At 62.7% G+C, this 16955-nt stretch carries 15 protein-coding genes and 1 pseudogene; 5 read left to right on the top strand and 11 right to left on the bottom strand.

Annotated features, from left to right (window positions below; all coding sequences use genetic code 11):
- Positions 1-27 precede the first annotated feature (27 nt).
- From HNQ71_RS07005 to HNQ71_RS06975, 7 genes are all read right to left on the bottom strand, one after another.
- Complete coding sequence (locus HNQ71_RS07005) at positions 28-573, bottom strand: hypothetical protein (RefSeq protein ID WP_184871789.1); 546 nt, start codon at positions 571-573, stop codon at positions 28-30.
- Entirely contained in the window at positions 563-1651 is a 1089-nt protein-coding gene (locus HNQ71_RS07000) for a radical SAM protein (RefSeq protein ID WP_184871788.1), read from the bottom strand. The genes HNQ71_RS07005 and HNQ71_RS07000 overlap by 11 nt, the downstream gene beginning before the upstream one ends.
- A complete protein-coding gene (locus tag HNQ71_RS06995; RefSeq protein WP_184871787.1) occupies positions 1648-2694 on the bottom strand; it encodes a carboxypeptidase-like regulatory domain-containing protein in 1047 nt (348 codons plus the stop codon). The genes HNQ71_RS07000 and HNQ71_RS06995 overlap by 4 nt, the downstream gene beginning before the upstream one ends.
- Positions 2695-2870: 176 nt before the next feature.
- Entirely contained in the window at positions 2871-4082 is a 1212-nt protein-coding gene (locus HNQ71_RS06990; protein WP_184871786.1) for a radical SAM protein, read from the bottom strand.
- Positions 4079-5425 carry a radical SAM/SPASM domain-containing protein gene (locus HNQ71_RS06985; protein ID WP_184871785.1) on the bottom strand — a complete coding sequence of 449 codons (1347 nt, stop codon included), beginning with the start codon at positions 5423-5425 and terminating at the stop codon, positions 4079-4081. The genes HNQ71_RS06990 and HNQ71_RS06985 overlap by 4 nt, the downstream gene beginning before the upstream one ends.
- 12 nt (positions 5426-5437) lie before the next feature.
- On the bottom strand, positions 5438-5983 hold the full coding sequence (locus tag HNQ71_RS06980; protein ID WP_184871784.1) for a hypothetical protein: 546 nt from the start codon (positions 5981-5983) through the stop codon (positions 5438-5440).
- A gap of 39 nt (positions 5984-6022) precedes the next feature.
- Positions 6023-6538 (bottom strand): hypothetical protein, encoded by a 516-nt coding sequence (locus HNQ71_RS06975; protein WP_184871783.1) that lies wholly within the window; start codon positions 6536-6538, stop codon positions 6023-6025.
- Between the two features lie 376 nt (positions 6539-6914).
- Here HNQ71_RS06975 and HNQ71_RS06970 point away from each other — a divergent pair, with 376 nt between their 5' ends.
- From HNQ71_RS06970 to HNQ71_RS06955, 4 genes and pseudogenes are all read left to right on the top strand, one after another.
- The gene (locus HNQ71_RS06970) at positions 6915-7532 is read left to right on the top strand and encodes an SdpI family protein (protein ID WP_184871782.1); all 618 of its coding nucleotides are present in this window, start codon (positions 6915-6917) and stop codon (positions 7530-7532) included.
- Positions 7533-7624: 92 nt separating this feature from the next.
- Positions 7625-8212, top strand: a complete 588-nt coding sequence (locus HNQ71_RS06965) for a TetR/AcrR family transcriptional regulator (RefSeq protein ID WP_184871781.1) — start codon at positions 7625-7627, stop codon at positions 8210-8212.
- Between the two features lie 363 nt (positions 8213-8575).
- Positions 8576-9163, top strand: coding sequence for a DUF308 domain-containing protein (locus HNQ71_RS06960; RefSeq protein ID WP_184871780.1), 588 nt, complete (start codon positions 8576-8578; stop codon positions 9161-9163).
- Between the two features lie 155 nt (positions 9164-9318).
- Positions 9319-10475, top strand: a pseudogene (locus HNQ71_RS06955) (tartrate dehydrogenase).
- Between the two features lie 108 nt (positions 10476-10583).
- On the opposite strand, the gene HNQ71_RS06950 reads toward HNQ71_RS06955, so the two are convergent.
- Positions 10584-11918: a four-carbon acid sugar kinase family protein gene (locus tag HNQ71_RS06950; protein ID WP_184871779.1), complete on the bottom strand. Its 1335-nt coding sequence runs from the start codon at positions 11916-11918 to the stop codon at positions 10584-10586.
- Positions 11919-11922: 4 nt separating this feature from the next.
- Positions 11923-13173 carry a 3-oxo-isoapionate-4-phosphate decarboxylase OiaX gene (gene oiaX / locus HNQ71_RS06945; RefSeq protein WP_184871778.1) on the bottom strand — a complete coding sequence of 417 codons (1251 nt, stop codon included), beginning with the start codon at positions 13171-13173 and terminating at the stop codon, positions 11923-11925.
- A 183-nt stretch (positions 13174-13356) separates the two neighbouring features.
- Between oiaX and HNQ71_RS06940 the strand changes: the two genes are divergently transcribed.
- Entirely contained in the window at positions 13357-14070 is a 714-nt protein-coding gene (locus HNQ71_RS06940) for a transcriptional regulator NanR (RefSeq protein ID WP_184871777.1), read from the top strand.
- Positions 14071-14080: 10 nt separating this feature from the next.
- Here HNQ71_RS06940 and apnL read toward each other — a convergent pair whose 3' ends face one another.
- The gene (gene apnL, locus HNQ71_RS06935; protein ID WP_184871776.1) at positions 14081-15922 is read right to left on the bottom strand and encodes a D-apionate lactonase; all 1842 of its coding nucleotides are present in this window, start codon (positions 15920-15922) and stop codon (positions 14081-14083) included.
- A complete protein-coding gene (locus HNQ71_RS06930; protein WP_184871775.1) occupies positions 15919-16953 on the bottom strand; it encodes a Gfo/Idh/MocA family protein in 1035 nt (344 codons plus the stop codon). Before HNQ71_RS06930 ends, apnL begins: the two co-directional genes overlap by 4 nt.
- Positions 16954-16955: the final 2 nt, after the last annotated feature.

The following is a 16955-nucleotide window of genomic DNA, read 5'->3' as shown; positions in this document are numbered from 1 at the left end:
CCGTGGCGCTCACCCGGTGATGCCGCGTCAGCGAATGCGCTGCTCGAGACGGGTGACCTTCGCATCGAGCTTGTCGACAAGATTGACCCGAGCCTCGAGCGCCGCCACCTTGGCGCTGAGAATTCCCGCCTCGGCCTCGATCGTTGCCAGCTTGGAAAACCTGTCGGCAGCACCCGCTACAACGATCGCCGCGACGGCCACCGCGACGGCGACGACCTCGACCTCGATCGCCACGTCGAAGTCCGCGACCGCCACTGCGTGGGTGTCGCCGGGATTGGTGATCACGATTTCCCTGTACTTGTCCGTGATGTGGGCGCGCAGGTCGTCGATCTTGCCGTTGTTGTACAATTCGATGACGCGAGGATCGGAGAACATCCGGATCATCGCCTTTTCACGGTCGCCGAGCTTGATGTCGCCGCTCACCGCAAGGCCGTGATCTTTCAGCACGGCTGACGGCTTGTCGACGAATTTCTCGAGCAGGCTCGGGTCGGACGCGAGTCTTTCGGACAGGTTCCTGACTTTTTCCGGAGGGTTATCGGTGACGAGTTTTCTGATGAGATCGCTATCGTGCATGATCCATGGCCTCCTGCCGGGATGAGGCGATTGGCGCATGCCGGCTGGACTGGTCCGGCCACTCTGCCTCGGGTTTTTGATGAGCCAGCCGATAACGGTAAAGCACGTCGTCGCGCCGCTCGCGCCAATGGTGGGCAAGCACGTCGCGCACCAATGCATCGTCATAGAGCGCGCGGCATGCGTCACAGTGATGATTGAAACGGTTCTCCCAGTCGATGCGTGGATCGATCGTGGAAGCCCAGGCGAGTATGTGCTCCGGCCCCTCTACCGCGAGCCAAATCTTCAGGAAGTCATTGCCGGCGGCTTCCGCGAGTTCCACGAGCGTGGCGTCTTGAAGCGATCCGATCTGCATTTCGGGAATCTGTTCGCGCGTCAAACCGCAGCAAGCGCCGACCTCGCCGCGCGGATTGACCACCATCGTGTCCAGCACGCTTTCACACGGGGCGCGGCGGTGAATGTTCAGGTGGTTGGTGAGGCTGGCGGGGCCATGCCGCACGGAATTGCGATCCTCCATCGCCATCCAGGGACTGTCGAACACAATCAGGTTGGGATGGTCGCGGATCGCTGCCATTTCCGGGTGAGAGAGCAGTCCCTGGGCATGAAAAGTCCGGTCCATCTCGCGTTCCACCACGACGACGGCATTCATGCCGAGCCTGATCGCTGCGGCTGCGCCGTAGGCGATGCGCTCGACCGGTACGAACTGCTGATGGTGATCGCCGGTGCTCAAGTTGATTTCACGCAGGCCCGCCCTGTAGAGCGGCTCGAGGCGTGCGTGGGCGGCTTGCGCCGACTTCGCCCAATAGCCGTTGGTGACACACCGGCTGGCGAGCCCTCGCTCGGTGCAGCGCGCAACCGCTACGACAAGCTCATCTTCCAGCATGAAGCATTCGCCGCCGGAGAAGACCACAAGCTTCATCGACGGCATCTCGGCCGCCTGCTCGATGGCATCGAGCATGCGCCACAACGGCAGTTTCTCCGCGATCCCGGGATGCGACGCGAAGCAGCAGTTCTCGCAGGCCGCCGTGCATTGGTAGGACGTCAGCAAGGTCAGCGTGGTTGGTTTCCTGCCGGCGTTCATGCGTTGCCCTCCCGCATCTGTCTCAGGACCGGGTCGAACAGCGCGAAATAGGCCGGCTGTGCCTCGGACGCGCCAGCTATCACAAGGGCGATGCGCGCTATCAGCGGACCTGCCTCGAGCACAGTCTGGTCGGACGGCTCGCCGGCCCAGCGCCCGCGCGCGCTCGGCCGTGTCGGGATTGCCGGGTTTGCATCGGGCTGCAGCATGTGGGCAAGGCCGGCTGGAATCAGCACGTCGCGAATTCCGGCCTGAGTGCGGCAAACCTCGGACATCACCGCCTTCCAGGGCGCGCTGTAGAGCGCCAGCATCATCAACGCGTCGGCGATATCCAGGCGGTCCAGTCCGTCGACTGCCGTCCGCGCTTCATCCGCCACCTGATCTGGTTCACAGTTCAGCATTTCGGCAACCGCCTCATTGGCGAACACCGTGGCGAGCAATGCTTCGAGACGGCAGCGCCGGTCAACAATGCTCCAGAACAGACGCTGGGCAAGCGGCCGGCGCGGGATGGGAAATCCGACGCAAAGCAGCCGCCGGGCATGGTGCCGCTCGCTATCCTCGATCCCACCCAACGCATCGAGCGGCGCCTCGACCGCGCTCAGGACGGCGCGATCACTGAGGAGACAGGATACGAGCCGAGAGACCGAATGGCGGGCAGGGGTCAGCGTATCCTCGTCGGCGCCGCCGATATCGATGATCAGCGGTTCGCGCCCCGGCTTTCTTTTCAGTTGCAGATTGATCCGCTCGCGCCCACCCGCGGCAAGCATGATCTCCATCTGCACCGTTTCGTGGCGCGGGCTCGCAACATGCAGTCTGAACTCGCCGGGCGGCAAATCCCTGAACAGCAGACCGTCGAAGGCGCGGGCATAGCGAAGGATGCGCCAGGTGCGTCCGCTGTCGAGATGGGTCAGCACCGGGAACATGTTTCCTTGTGGAAGCCGTCCGTGCTCGTCGCGTATTTCCAGCTCAAGACAGCACGCGACCGTCGACGACGTCGCTTGGTCAACTGGAGAAAGCATACTCATGGGACGCCGCTCCTGCCGCATCGATATAACCATCGATACTCCAAAAATCCGTCCTGACCACAGAATTACACCCGCACAAATAAATATCAATCAAGAGATGCGAGATATATCCGTCTTGTAGGCAAATATAAATACCGCGCCGACTAAATATCAGCACAGATTTTAGCACTGTTCAAGATTTTTTTATTATATGTTACTCATATTACATTTTCAAGCGATCCAGTTGAAATTTTCATATCTTCCGGCGAGCCAGCCAGTCGCCGACCGGTGTCGAAAAAGCCAGCCGCGATCACGCCTTCCTCGTCACGCTCCGCCGGCTCCGGCCGCCTTGGTCCGCTCGCGGCCGAGATTTCATCCTTCTCGAGAAATCGCTTGAGCAGCCAGTGATCGAGACGCGCGTCGACGTCCTTCGCGCACAAGCCTTTCGTGGCCGCGACGCAGACGTCGCAAATCGAGGCGTAGCCGTCAGGGTCGGAGGAGCGCTCCGGGCTCATTTCCGCAATCGCCTCATGCAGTGCGCGCGGACCGAACTGATTTATGAACCGGAAATGCGTTCGCGTTCGCATCTCGTCGAACAGATCCGCGAGCGAACGCTCGCGGACGTTACCGACCGTGAAGCTTGCGATCTTGCCGCCGGCGCAGCAGCACGCCTGAAAACTGCCGTCGGGGTAGATGACCGGCCGGTGCACCACTTCCTGGCAGGGTGTGTACGTGTAGGCGGCGAGATCCGAGCGGTAGTGCTCTTCGGGGTATTCGGCGGCTCGTCCGAGGCCGACAAGTCTGCCAAACGAGAGGTTCACCATCTGGGTCAATTCGGGCGGCACTGTATCGGTAGCCACCTGCCTGATGAACTCGTCCTCGTCGAAGAGCCGGATCTTCTCGGTGGGTATGCCATAGAGTCGCGAGAACAGGGCGACAGGATCGCCAGGCATATTGAGGACCGTGTTGACGATGACCGGAAAGCCTGCCTCCCAGGCGATCTCGATTGCGCGACGGAAAACCTCGGCCGGGAGGAATTCCAGGTGAAATTTGTCGGCACTGAAGTTGAGGGAATCAAGCCCGGCGAGCTGCAGCCGGTAGAGCAGGCGCCGACCTGTGGCTTGATTGCGACCCCAAAAACCGTTGGTGATCACGCGTGTCGCAAATCCCAGCTGGTTGGCCACGCCAAGCAGGCGCTCCAGGTGCTGCGGGTACATCATCGGCTCGCCGCCGGTGAAGACGATCGTCGCCGGCCTGGGATCGAGCAAGGCCGCCTCGGTGATGCAGCGCTCCGCCAATTCCATGGCCATGCTGTCGAAATTATCCGGGCCGGAAAGGATGCCGCAATGGCGGCAGGCGATCGGGCAACGGTGCGTGAACATGATTCCCAGTTCGAGCGGACGTTGAACGTCGGTGCCGGTCGCATTCATGGTGCGGCCTCCCGGTGACGGGGCTGCGCCGTCTTTGCCGTCGCCGCGCGCAGCCCGGCGTTCGACCAGACACCGCTGCCGGCTGCGCCCAGGAGCGTTGCGAGCGCGGCAAGCTCCTCGAGCCCGCCTTGATCGCCTTCCTCGCCATCGAGCGGCTCCTCGATGATCTCGAAGCGGCCGTAGTCGAACGGCACGCCGGGGGCACGCTCGACCAGACGGATCCGTTCGCGCAGGCCCTGTCCCGCGAGCGTCAGTGCCCGGTGGTGGCAAAACGGGTTGTTCCCGGGGCGCCCGAACAGTGCATGTGCCGTCCATGTGCAGCCGGCCTTGCACCGATCGGCGTGTTCGCAGGTGGCGCAGAAACCCCACAGATCGGAGCGCGTCCTGGCGCCGAGGCCGCGTATACGCTCGCTCGACCGCCACATGTCCTCGATGGTGCTGGTGCGCACCGAGCCCGCACCATAGTCGGCGCTCGGCAAGGAGGGACAGCCCTTCAATGTGCCGTCTGCTTCGAGGCCCAGCGCAGCCTGGCCCGCGAGGCAACCGCTCCATGTATGCCCGTCGGCGCCGCCATAGCGCAGATAGGGCTCGTGCGGACCGAAATAGCCGATGTTGTTGCCAGGGAAGAGCTGGACACCACCCGGCTCCAGTATCGTCCGCTTGAGCCTTGCGAGCATCGGCATCACGTTGAGCATATCGTAGGGTTGCAGCAGAAGATCCGGACGGTCTGCCGCGCGGCCGAGAGCGACCGTCAGCTGCACTTGCCAGGCGCTCGCGCCGATCTCGACCAACAGGTCGGCAAGCGCCGGCAATTCCGGCAGGCTAAGCCGGTTGATCTGGGTGTTGACGCTCAGCCCGATCCGGCCAGTGGCCATGATCCGTCTCGCCGCGTCGAGTGCTGCTTCGTAGCTGCCGATGCGACCACGAAGGTGGTCGTGCGTCGCCCCGATGCCGTCGATCGACACGCCGATCCGCCTGATGCCCGCCGCGAGCGCTTCCTGGATGCGGAAATCATCGAGGCGATAGCCGCCGGTCACCATGGTGCAGGCCATTCCGGCCTTGGTGATTGCGCTGGCGATGTCGACCCAGTCATCCCGCAAATAGGCCTCGCCGCCGATGAGAGTGACCTCGCGAACGCCAAGCGCCGCAAGCTGCTTCACGGTGTCGAGCGCCTCCTCGAGCGTCAGCTCGCCAGGGCGTTCAGCGCCTGCCCGCGAACCGCAATGCCGGCATCCGAGATCGCACTTCAGCGTGATTTCCCAGACGCAGACACGTGGTGGCTCGGACGGCCCGGACCACCAGCGCACCGTCTTCGTCGGATCGCCGTCGTAAACGTCAAGCATTGCGGCGCACCATCACTTCACACGTGCGAGAAAGGCGGCGAGCATGTCGGCGTTCACGCCCTCGATGGCAACGCCATCCGGCCCGACGATGGAGAAGCTGAGCTTCTCCTTTGGAAAGCGAGCCAGTTCGCGCAGTGACCTCAGCTGCTCGACCGATGTCATGGCCAATGATCCGGCGGCCGCCACTTGCGTAGATAAGGACGTCACCACGGAGACGCCGTAGATGACCACCGCCGAGGCAACCGACACGTCGATCCCGGGTTTCCCGCCCCCGGCTGCCGCACCCTTCCAGCCGATCACGCCGAACCGCTCCCACAACTCCCCGGCCGTCAACGTCTCCGGCTTGGCCCGTGCGAACTCGTCTTGCCACTCTCGCCCTGAAAACACGTGTTCGAGTTTCTTCAAGAGATCCCGTTCGTCGATGCGGTCCGGAAGCGCCAGCACGTCGGGATTCAGTCCCTCTTCGGACAACACGTCCTTGGGCGATCGGACAAACCGATGGCGAAAGTCCTTGTCCTTGCGCAACCGGTTGATGAAACTCGCCGCTTCGGTTCCCATGACAAGCTCCTTGTTCTCCGCATGCTTGCGGGCGTCCGCTCAGCGCAGGCGGCCGACCAGCGCCTTGATCGCTTCGATGCCGAGGCCGTGCAGTGATCTCCCGTCCGGTCCGCTCACCGTAAAACTGAGGGCCTTTGCTGGCAGCCGGGTCAATTTGCGCAGCCGGCCGAGACGCGCCAACTCCACATCCATGCGGGCTGCGCTGCCCTGCGCCGTAACAAGGGAAATGACCGAGGTGGTTGCCGTCGTGCCGTAGATGATGCCCGTCGCTGGGATCGACGGCGACGCAAGATCATAGTTGACGCGGATGAAATTGAACCTGTCCCACAGTTCCTGTGCCGACGCATGCTTCAGTGTGGCCGCATCCGGCGGAGCAGTGGAAATTTGCGCGTCGATCCGCCGTTCCAGCGCGTCGAAATCGATCTTGGAAGGCAGGTCAAGGAGGTCTGGATCGAGCCCGCTCGCCCGAAGAACGCCGCGCGGATCGTCGGCGAATGCCTGCCGGAACCCTTTGTCCCTGTGGAGCTTCTTGATGAAATCTGCGTACGGCGACACCATAGGTTCCCCCCTACGTTGAGCGCGTCGGCAATGCCTCTCGAATGTGACAGTCGTCAGTTTGCCAGCGTAATATTGTTTCCAAATTCGTGGCGAAAACTTAAAGATTACTATCCTACCGCCGGTTTTCAGGCAAGAAAAGTACGTTATTTAGCCATTGCTAACTTGAGTTAACAAAGGATTTACAATCGGCCTCACGTCGAACGCGAAGCCGTGATTTGGCCATGCCGTTGATCCTGACGCCGATTCGGCGCAGCATTCCTTCGCGGTAGCGCGAGCGGACGCGGCGCTGCGAACCGGCGGCCTAAACTGGCAAAATGGTCGAACAGGGAGATCTCTCATTCACCGAAGGCTGATAGCGCTCATTGTGATGGTATTGAGCGGCATCGTCGCGGCACTCTTCACGTCGCCGGATGCACGCGTTGCGGTCCACTGGTCGGCGTCGGGCGAAGCGGACGTCTTTGCGGGCCGGTGGGTCGCACTGCTCGGTGCGCCGGCGCTGCTCGCCGCGCTGTGGATGGTCCTTCAGCTGTGGCCGAGACACCAGGTCGAGAACAGGCAGGCACCCGTCGAACCCGCAAGAAGCCTCGCGCCGGACCAGGTGTGGCTCACCGGCCTTGTGCTGCTCATCCTGCTGCAGGCCTTCCTGATTGCTTCGGCGCTTGGATTCCAGACGAACCGCCTTCGGCTGATGCCGATCACCCTCGGCGTGATCATGATCATCGTTGGTGCGCGAATGCCGTTCCTGCAGCCCAACCGATGGTTCGGTATCAGAACACCCTGGACGCTTGCGGATCGGGGCGTCTGGACGAGAACCCACCGTTTCGGCGGCCTCGTCTTTCCAGCGGCCGGGCTGCTCACGGCGTCGCTGCCTCTTTTCGGCTTGTCGGACGATCGCGTCGGCCCTGCTGTGCTGGCGATCCTGCTGACCGCAGCACTCGCATGTGTGGCTTATTCGTGGTGGATATCCCGGCGACTGAACGGCCCGGGGTGATGCGCAATCCAAGGCTGGATCCAATTCAGCATCCCTGGGTGAAGGAGCAAAGGCCGATTGACAACTATCCTACTAGAAGGTAGGTATATCGCATGAGCAATCTTGTGATGACGTCCGATCAGATCCTCTCGTCCGCGCACAACTTCATTGTTTCGGGCGGCTACAACGGATTCAGCTATGCTGATATCGCTGAGGTGGTGGGGATCCGCAAGGCGAGCATCCACCATCATTTCCCCAGCAAAGTCGACCTTGTTCGCACGCTTGTGGCGCGCCATCGCGAGCGTACCGAGGCCAGCATGGCAGATCTGGAAAGTAAATTCCCTGACCCGCTTGCACTGCTTCAAACCTATGCTGGCTACTGGGCAAAATGCATTGAAGACGCGAGCATCCCGTTTTGCGTTTGCGCCCTGCTTGCCAGCGAACTCCCGGCACTCCCGCCGGAGGTTGCCGTCGAGGTGCGGGCTTACTTTCGGTTTCTGTCGTCCTGGTTGACCAAGGTCATGGAGCGGGGCGCTGAACAGGGAGTTCTCAAATTCGCCGGCTCTGCCGAGCTGGAAGCTGAGACTTTCATGGCGACTGTCCATGGCGCGATGCTGTCGGCGCGTGCCTATGGCAGCCCTGCCATCTTTGGCGCGATCCTGACGCCGACCTTGCACCGGTTATCGACCAAGGCTCACTGACCAGTCATTTGCGCGGCATTGTGGCAAGCTGCCGCGACCGAATTCGCACATCACGGGAGCCGTTGAGACCTCCAGTGCATCGCTGCTGAAAAACCTAGGTCAACCATTTCGTATGGCCAACACGGCCGTTGAAGTTGCTGCCTGGCTGCTTGGCTGCCCGGGCTACGTGTGGCCATGGAACGCGTCTCGATCACGATCTCCGCCACCGCCTCGCTGATCGGTCGTGCCGAGCTCTGGTCGCCACGTTTCCCGCCGTCTGGGCCTTGGGCGAGCCTAGCCTGATTGGACCGACGATAAAACCGGTTGTCGTCGCCAAATCTACCTGCTAGTAGGTAGGCATTCAAACACCAAGGAGAAGTCAAAATGCCCGCTGAAACCAATGAAGCCAGGTTGGTCCAATCCCCAAAGACCTGGCTCAAGAGCTACTATTTCATACGATTTGCCGTTTCGGCCGCCTGGGTCGTCGTGGCTTTCACGATCGCCAGAGCAATGCCGGCCCTGGCTGCCATCATGCTGGTCGCCTATCCGGTTTGGGATGCGCTGGCCAACCTCATCGACGCCCAACGCACCGGCGGTTTGAACCGCAACAAGACGCAGTTGCTTAACTTCGTCATCAGCATCATCGCAACAGTGGCGGTCGCCATTGCCCTCGGCAACAGCATGAATGCGGTGCTGGCTGTCTTCGGCGTCTGGGCGGTCCTTTCGGGCCTCTTTCAGCTCGCAACCGCGATCAGGCGCTGGAAGTCCGGCGCGCAGTGGGCAATGGTGCTGAGCGGCGCTCAGTCGGCACTGGCAGGCATTTTCTTCGTCAAGATGGCGGGCAGTACCGCGACGATCGACATCACCAATATCGCGCCCTATGCGGCCTTCGGCGCCTTCTACTTTCTCGTCTCCGCTGTCTGGTTGACGGTCAGTGATGCGCGGCGCAAGTCGGCTCAAGCGGCTGGCTGAAGAGCATCGCTTGTAACGTTCCTATCTTCCAAGCCCTCAATCAACCATTGCCGCGCTCTCGCGGCCCGAAACGCGGACGGGCGACATACGTGGAACCACCAACACCGAAGGAATGACCAGCGCCATCGTCGCTGCCATCGAGAAGGAATCTGAAAATGTCCTTGCACAAGATCGCTGTCATCGGCGGCGATGGTATTGGCCCGGAGGTGGTCGAGGCCGGCGTCAAGGTGCTGGAAACGCTGGCAGACGTCGAGCCGGGCCTTGCCTTCGATTTCAAGCGCTTTGACTGGGGCTCGGATTACTATCGCCGCAACGGCCGCATGATGCCGCAAGATGGTCTTGCTCAGATCGAGGGCTTCGATGCCATTTATTTCGGTTCAGTCGGCGATCCGAACCTTCCCGACGATATCACGCTCTGGGGCCTGCGTCTGGCCATCTGCCAGGGGTTCGACCAGTACGCCAATGTCAGGCCGGCCCGCTGCTGCCCGGACTGACCGGCCCGCTGCGCCCCGAACTCGGCAAGCAGATAGACTGGGTAATCGTCCGCGAAAACAGCGAGGGCGAATATGCCGGCGTCGGCGGTCGCGCCCATCGCGGCCTGCCGATCGAGGTCGGCATGGATGTCGCCGTCTTTACCCGCACCGGCATCGAACGGATCGCCCGCTTTGCCTGCGACCTTGCCATGTCGCGCCCCCGCAAGCTGCTGACCGTGGTGACAAAGTCCAATGCACAGCGCCATGGCATGGTGCTCTGGGACGAAGTCGTGCGCGAAGTGGTGCGCGACCACCCTGGTCTGACTGTCGACTGGATGCTGGTCGACGCGATGACGCAGCGCATGGTCAACAAGCCTGGCAGCATCGACACGGTTCTGGCGACCAACCTCCACGCGGACATCCTGTCCGACCTGGCTGCGGCACTTGGCGGGTCGCTCGGCATCGGCTCGACATCGAACATCGATCCGTCGCGCAATCGCCCGTCGATGTTCGAACCCATCCATGGTTCGGCCTTCGACATTGCCGGCAAGGGCGTCGCCAATCCGCTTGGATCGTTCTGGACGGCGAGCTTGATGCTGGACCATCTGGGTGAGCAGGCTGCATCGCGACGTCTCATGGTTGCGATCGAAACCGTTACCGGTCGAGGAGAATATCTAAGCCCGGATCTTGGTGGCGCAGCCAACACCTCCGAAGTAACGGCCGCGGTGATTGCCGCGCTTACGGGCGTGAACAATCCGGGGATCCTGAGGCTCAACCGGGACAGAAGTGTTGTGAGCACGGGGACTGTACGCAACGATACGGGAATACCGCCCATCTGATCCACGAAAAACAGATAAAATCAATGCCTAATGGGCATCATCGTCCGGGCCCACCATGGTCGCTGATTATCCGCTGGCGACAAGGTTGTTCGCCACGGAGCAATCCTGTCAACCACCGAGGCCGTCGCGGATCGCGCTGAAATAGCGGTCGGTTCCGACCTGTCCGCCCTTCAGCGCAACCTCCAGTCCGTCGATCGCCGCAATGCGCGAATGGGCGACGCATAGCGGGGAGCCTGGCGAGGCAGGCAGCGGCATCCGCACCGTCAGCGCGTCGATGCCCATCTGGCCGAGCGCGTGGCTCGAGGTATCGCCGCCGGCGATGACCACGCGCCGCAGTTTCTGTTCGATCGTCAGCGCGCGAAGCAGTTCGCCGAGACCGCGGCCGAGCTTGTGGCGGGCGCCTTCCTGCCGGTCGATTTCTGCGCCCCTGTCGGCGGCGGGGCCAAGCGCGGTGAACAGGATGACGCTGCGCCCGGCTTGCAGGCTGGCGCGACCGCTTGCCGCCGCACGCGTGATCGCCTGCGCGGAAGCCTCCGAAACCAGTTCGACAGGATCGACCTCGATGCCGTCGAAACCGTCGCCCAGGGCATGCCGGATCTGTCGTTCGGTTGTCGGCGAGCAACTGCCCGATACGACGGCGATCCGGTCGGCAGCGCCCGGCGGCGTGAAGCCTGGTCCAGTGGCGACGATGTCATTCGAGGCCCATTCGGCCAGCAGCGCGTACTCGATGCCGGACGAGCCGACGACAAAGGAGCCGCCTTGTTTGCGGATGCGCCAGATCTCCTTGCCGGCCAGTGCCTGGGTCTCCCGGCTGTCGACGTCGACAAGCACGATGGCCGCGCCATTCTCCACGAGGCGATCGAATGCCTGCGACCGTGACGCGGATTGCAGGGTAGCCAGGTCGAGCAATCCCGAGGCAAGTCCGGTCTGCCGCGACAGGTGGATCAGCAGGTCGGATTCATCCATTGGCGTCGTCGGGTGGCGGCTCATCACCGGATGGCGGTCGATGCGGAAATATTGGTCGCGATAGGCGGCGAACAGGTGTCCAAAGGCAGTGTAGCGCTTGAGCTGCGGCGCGCCGACCAGCAGGGGCACACTGTCCTGACTGAAGACCTCGCGGCCGATCTCGATGGCCCGGCCGATGCTGCCGGTAATCGGGCTGGAATCGAAGGTCGAGCAGATCTTGTAGTGGCAGATCGCGGCGTTCAGCGTCTTCAGCCAGGCGAAAGCGTCCTTGAGATGCGTGTCCATCCAGTGCGGCGTCTCGCTGCGGCTGGTGCCGGCCAATCCGATGGCCTGGCAATGTGAGAAACGCGAAAGTTGGGCTTCGTCCGGCTGGCGCATGAACAGCACCGTTTGCACGCCACCGAGCTCGAGCGCTTCCATGACGTCGGTCGAGCCGGTGAGATCGTCGCCATAGTAGCTGAGCAGCAGGTTCTGCATGGGGTCAGGCCGCCTTGCCATCGCCGAATTTTTCGATCGACCGTGCCAGTTCGGGATGAGTCAGGGCGAAGTCCGCCAGCGCAATGCCGCCTACCGCCGCTTGCCAGGCTTGCTGGACGGCGCGGACGCCGGCGCCCGGCCCGTCCGGGTGGCTGACGATGCCGCCACCGCAGAGATAGAGCAGATCGACCGTGCGCCCGGTTCGTTGGTAAGTTTCCGGCGCTTGCCCACCCCATTGGCCCGAGCCCGCCACCGGCAGGGCGCAATCATCGGGCGAGAAGATCGGCGTGGTCACCGCCTTGAATGATTCGACGAAGGATGCATCCGGCTCCCAGTATTTTGAGGCGATGCCGTTGATCTGGAACTGGTCGACGCCGAGCAGCCGCCAGAATTGCTGCCAGACCTTGAAGTCCATGCCGAGGCCGGGGTGGCGGGTGAGGATGTCCCAGCCATTGCGGTGGGCGTGCAGCACCAGGCTGGAGCGTTTTCTCAGGAACGCCATGCCGCCGAAGCCGATCGAATTGATGTTGACCACCGCGCAATTGCCGGCGGCCTTCGCCACCAGATCGTGGTTGCGCATCATCTCGTCAGGGTCGGCATGCGAAATGCCGAAGGCATACATCACCTTCTTGCCGGTCTTCTGCTCGTGGTCGAGGATCAGAGGCATGATCGCCTTCACCCGCTCGGCCAGCGGCGAATAGGCCGGGCTCATCAGCTTCTCGTCGTCCTTGATGAAATCGACCCCGGCTTCGATCAGTTCGCCCACCATCGCAGCCGTCTCGTGCGGCCTCAGCCCCAGAGCCGGCTTGACGATGGTGCCGATGATCGGACGATCTGCAACGCCAGTCAGCCGGCGGCTGCCGGCGACGCCGAACTTCGGGCCTGGATGCGCGCCGCGGAATTGCTCCGGCAGCTTCATGTCGACGATGCGAATGCCGGACAGCCCTTTGATCGAATAGGTACCGCCGATGGCGATAGTCATCAGCGCCGCAAGGTCTGTGCCGATGGCGTCGAGCGGAAATGCGATGTCGACATCGGCACGCTTGAACGGTCCATCGCCGGCTTCCGGAATGGAGGATTGCATGGCGTCGGGCAGATGCCGGATCGCCAGGACGCGCGCAGCCACCCTGGCCTTCAACTCCTCGGTCTCGCCCGGCAGCGCGACGAATGTGCCGGTCGACTGGTCGCTGGCGATCTTGGCCGCCAGCGCCTCGATGCTGTCTGGTGTTTCGATGCGATAGGTGAGGGTGATCATGGTCCGTCGTCTCAAGCCCGGGCGTTCGAAAAAGGTTCACCGATGATTGAAATCTGGTATAATGAGTACATAAGTATTGCAAGAGATATCGGAGTGGAAGTTGGGTCGGGTCGACCGACCGCAATTTCCGGGAATTGTGGCGGCAGTGTTAGATAGGCCGGATCAAGGGAGTGATTCGTGACGATGAACCGTTCCGAACCGATTGTCCGGCGCAAGCTTTCCGACGAGGTCTTCTTGCGGCTCAAGCGCCTGATCACCAGCGGCGAACTGATGCCGGGCGATGACATGCCCTCGGAGCGCGAACTGATGGAACGCTTCCAGGTCGGCCGTCCGGCGATCCGCGAGGCGATGCAGGCGCTGAGCAATATGGGGCTGGTGGCGATCTCGCATGGCGAGCGCGCCAAGGTGCTGCAACTGACCGCCAAGTCGATCATCAGGCAGGTCGACGGCGCAGCCAAGATCATCCTGTCGTCGTCGAAGGACACGCTGGAGCATCTCAAGACGGCGCGTATCTTCTTCGAGCGAGGGATGGTCCGGGAAGCAGCCGAAAAAGCCACCGCCGAGGATGTACAGCGGTTGCGCGCAACCGTTGCCGAGCAGCGCAGCTTTCGCGGTGATTCCGAAGCCTTCATATCCGCCGACATGAAGTTTCATACCCAGATCGCGGCGATCTCGGGCAACCCGATCTATGTCGCCGTCAGCGAGGCGATGCTGGGCTGGCTGAAGGAATATCACACCGAAATGCTGATCTGGACCGGCAAGGAGAAGTTCACGCTGACCGAGCATGAAGAGATCATCGGCCGCATCGAGAAGAAGGATGCCGACGGTGCCGAGAAGGCGATGATCAAGCACCTCGAGCGCTCGCGTGCGCTCTATGTGATGAACTCCGAAAAGTGAATCCGCAGGTTCAGCCGAACCGGGTGATCGCGTAGGGCGTCATGACAAGGCGACCTCTGCCAAGCGCTGAAATGTCGACCGGCACGTCGTCCGCTGTTAGGTTCGCCAGCCACACGATCGTCTGACCAGAGGCGGAGCGCCCGGCCAGCGCCAGCACCTTGGTCTCATCGCTCGTCGTTGCCGCGACATGTGCGAGGCCGGCCAGTTCGCAAAGCCCCTTGATCGCCCTGTAGATCGGCCGGGGTGATCCGTCCGCGACTGGCTCGCCCGGTCCCGCCAGCACGCCGAACGGCCCTGTGAAGCCGGAGAGCGTCAGCATCTCCAGCCCGGCCGATGCGACGTGTGCCGCATAGCCGATCGTCCATGCGGCTGCGAACAGGCCGGCGTGGCGCGGATCGCGGTCGGCCATGGCAATGCGCTGTCCCCAGGGATTGGCCTTGGTCGCGCCACCATAGGGGTTCTGGCGCATGGCAATCGTCGAGGGGCCGATCCGGTAGGGTGTTTCTCCGAAGATCGCCCGCACCGATTGGGTGATGAAGGGCAGCGCCTCCAGCGATTGCATGACGCTGAGATCGTCGGCCGCGTGCACGATCGGGCAGGTGCAATGAGTGATGAAGTCGAGCAGGTCCGCCGGCACGCGCTTGCGGTTGAGTTCGGTGAAATAGCCGAACATACCGCCGCCGAGGCGGACATCGGGGAAGGCGCGGCGCGCGGCGGCATAGACGGTTTCCAATGGCGGGCACTCCGGCCATGCGCTTCCCGGCGGCGTCGACTGCCGGTCGACCGAAGGCGAGACGGCGATGGCCGAGAGTTCTAGCCCTGCCTGCTGCACCATGCCGGCGATGGCTGAAAATTCGGCCTCGAGATCGCCCACGCCGGCAACGACGCATTCGAGCGTCGTCCGGGCCGGGTAGGCTGCCGCGAGCCGGGCAAAGGATCGCAAGGCGTCGAGCCCATGGCCGCGCGTTGGATCGTAGTGGAGGACCAGCTGTTGCGGGCCAAGCGCCGACAGCAGCGGCAGGTTCGCCAGTGCCGCCTCGACATCGTCGGGGTAGATGATCATGCCGACATCGGGCAGCTTCCTCGGTCCGGCCTCGCCGAGTTCGACGCGGACCGGTTCGCTGGCCACGGCGGTAGCCGGTGCTTTGCCTTCACCAATGATCAGCAGGCTGATTGTCTGGCGCAGGGGCTGGCCGGCAGGCAGCACATAAGGCCACGGCAAAGCGAGCGGCCGCACATAGGTCTTGTAGGAGGCATCCGACCAGTTGCGCTGGTCTTCCATTTCGAAAACGTCGCCTTCCATCCGGCATTCGGCACTGACGCCTGGCCGCACCTCATGAGTGATCGCACGCAAATCCCTGAAAGGCTGCCAGGGGTCGATCAGCAGCGGAAGCTTGGTCGCCACCGTGCTGCCGTCGGTGTGCTCGACCGCTACCGGGCTGCCGGCGAGGCCGGCGATCGGATGCAGGATGCAGAAGCCGCAGCGATTGGTTTCGAAGTCGCTTTCGGGAAGAGCGCTCACGTCGAAGACCAGACGGCCATCGCGGGAGCCCTTGATGGTGGCGCGGAAGCCGAGCCGGCTTGCGTCCGGCCCGGTGCAGCTTGCCGAATAGCTGATCGAGAAAGTGTCTGTGCCCTGGTCGATGACAAGGTCGGTCAGTTCGGGATCGTAAGTGCCCCAGTCGCGATCCCTGACGATGTAGGCGATGGCCCGCAGCACTTCGGTGCCGCCATGACGGATGGTGCGCAGATTGCCGTTGACGAAGTCCGCGCTGAGAGCACCCGCGCTCAGCCTGACCGGCTCGACCTCGGTCGCATGCGTGCCGTAGAAGCGAAAGGTGTCGGCGGTCATCTGAGCAAAGTGTCGAGTTGCACCGGCTCGCGGCTTGCAGCACCCGCATAGGCGGCCTCGACCAGTGCGAAGGTCTTGAGGTTGTCGGCACCCGAGGTCGCGGGCTCCGTTCTCTTCGCCAGGCAGTCGACCCAGTGCTGCTGGATGGCAACGACGCTTTCCTGAATGTTGTGCCAGGGACGCGAAGTCCAGGGCAGCAGCGGCGGCGAGACGTCGGTCACTCTCGTGCCGCTCTTGCCGGTGACGGTAAGCTGGTATCCTTGTACAAGCCGGATCGTGCCGTCGGTGCCGTCGATCTCGATCATCGTTTCGGGAAACGGTTCGACGGCAAGCTTCGTCGCGTAGCTGCAGTCGACCACCGAAGTCGCGCCACTGGCATGGTCCATCAGCATGCTCGCGACGTCCTCGCCGGCGATAGCAGGGTTGATGCGCGCCGTTCGCGTCGTGATCGTCGAGACGTCGCCCAGCAGGAAGCGGGCTATGTCGAGGATGTGGATGCCGAGATCCTCGATGATGAAGCGCTTTCCTGTTGCCAGATAGGGCTGTCCGGAAAACACGTCATAGGCGGAGCGGAACGAGATCCGTCCGAAGAACGGCGTGCCGATCTCGTTGCTGTCGAGCACGGCGCGCGCCGCCTGGATTGGCGACTGCCAGCGAAAATTCTCATGCACCATCAGCGGTACGCCGGCATCGGTGCATGCCTTCACCATCGCCTTGGCATCGGCTAGCGTCGGCGCGAACGGCTTTTGACAGATCGCCGGCACGCGGTGTTGCGCCGCCATCTCGACCAGCGGACGATGGCTGGGCGCCGTGGTGGCGATATCGACGAAATCCAGGCTTTCGCCGGCAAACAGTGCCATCGCGTCGGTGTAGCGCCGGGCAATGCCGAACTGGTCGCCGACGATCCGCAGCCGGTCCGGATCGCGGTCGCAAATGGCGACGATCGTGGCGCCTGCGATGTCGCGCCAGGCATGAAGCTGGTTGACGGCGAAGAAGCCGCAGCCGATCAGTGCTCCGCGCAATTCCGCCATGC

It is taken from the genome of Mesorhizobium sangaii (assembly GCF_014207355.1).
Classification (GTDB): Bacteria; Pseudomonadota; Alphaproteobacteria; order Rhizobiales; family Rhizobiaceae; genus Mesorhizobium; species Mesorhizobium sangaii.
The sequence above is the reverse complement of the archived record's forward strand: the minus strand, read 5'-3'. Positions and strand labels throughout refer to the sequence as shown.

Bases quoted from the DNA above. Each gene is read 5' to 3' on its own strand.
- HNQ71_RS07005 (WP_184871789.1), bottom strand. From the start codon at position 573: ATGCACGATAGCGATCTCATCAGAAAACTCGTCACCGATAACCCTCCG.
- HNQ71_RS07000 (WP_184871788.1), bottom strand. From the start codon at position 1,651: ATGAACGCCGGCAGGAAACCAACCACGCTGACCTTGCTGACGTCCTAC.
- HNQ71_RS06995 (WP_184871787.1), bottom strand. From the start codon at position 2,694: ATGCGGCAGGAGCGGCGTCCCATGAGTATGCTTTCTCCAGTTGACCAA.
- HNQ71_RS06990 (WP_184871786.1), bottom strand. From the start codon at position 4,082: ATGAATGCGACCGGCACCGACGTTCAACGTCCGCTCGAACTGGGAATC.
- HNQ71_RS06985 (WP_184871785.1), bottom strand. From the start codon at position 5,425: ATGCTTGACGTTTACGACGGCGATCCGACGAAGACGGTGCGCTGGTGG.
- HNQ71_RS06980 (WP_184871784.1), bottom strand. From the start codon at position 5,983: ATGGGAACCGAAGCGGCGAGTTTCATCAACCGGTTGCGCAAGGACAAG.
- HNQ71_RS06965 (WP_184871781.1), top strand. From the start codon at position 7,625: ATGAGCAATCTTGTGATGACGTCCGATCAGATCCTCTCGTCCGCGCAC.
- HNQ71_RS06960 (WP_184871780.1), top strand. From the start codon at position 8,576: ATGCCCGCTGAAACCAATGAAGCCAGGTTGGTCCAATCCCCAAAGACC.
- HNQ71_RS06950 (WP_184871779.1), bottom strand. From the start codon at position 11,918: ATGCAGAACCTGCTGCTCAGCTACTATGGCGACGATCTCACCGGCTCG.
- oiaX (WP_184871778.1), bottom strand. From the start codon at position 13,173: ATGATCACCCTCACCTATCGCATCGAAACACCAGACAGCATCGAGGCG.
- HNQ71_RS06940 (WP_184871777.1), top strand. From the start codon at position 13,357: ATGAACCGTTCCGAACCGATTGTCCGGCGCAAGCTTTCCGACGAGGTC.
- apnL (WP_184871776.1), bottom strand. From the start codon at position 15,922: ATGACCGCCGACACCTTTCGCTTCTACGGCACGCATGCGACCGAGGTC.
- HNQ71_RS06930 (WP_184871775.1), bottom strand. From the start codon at position 16,953: ATGGCGGAATTGCGCGGAGCACTGATCGGCTGCGGCTTCTTCGCCGTC.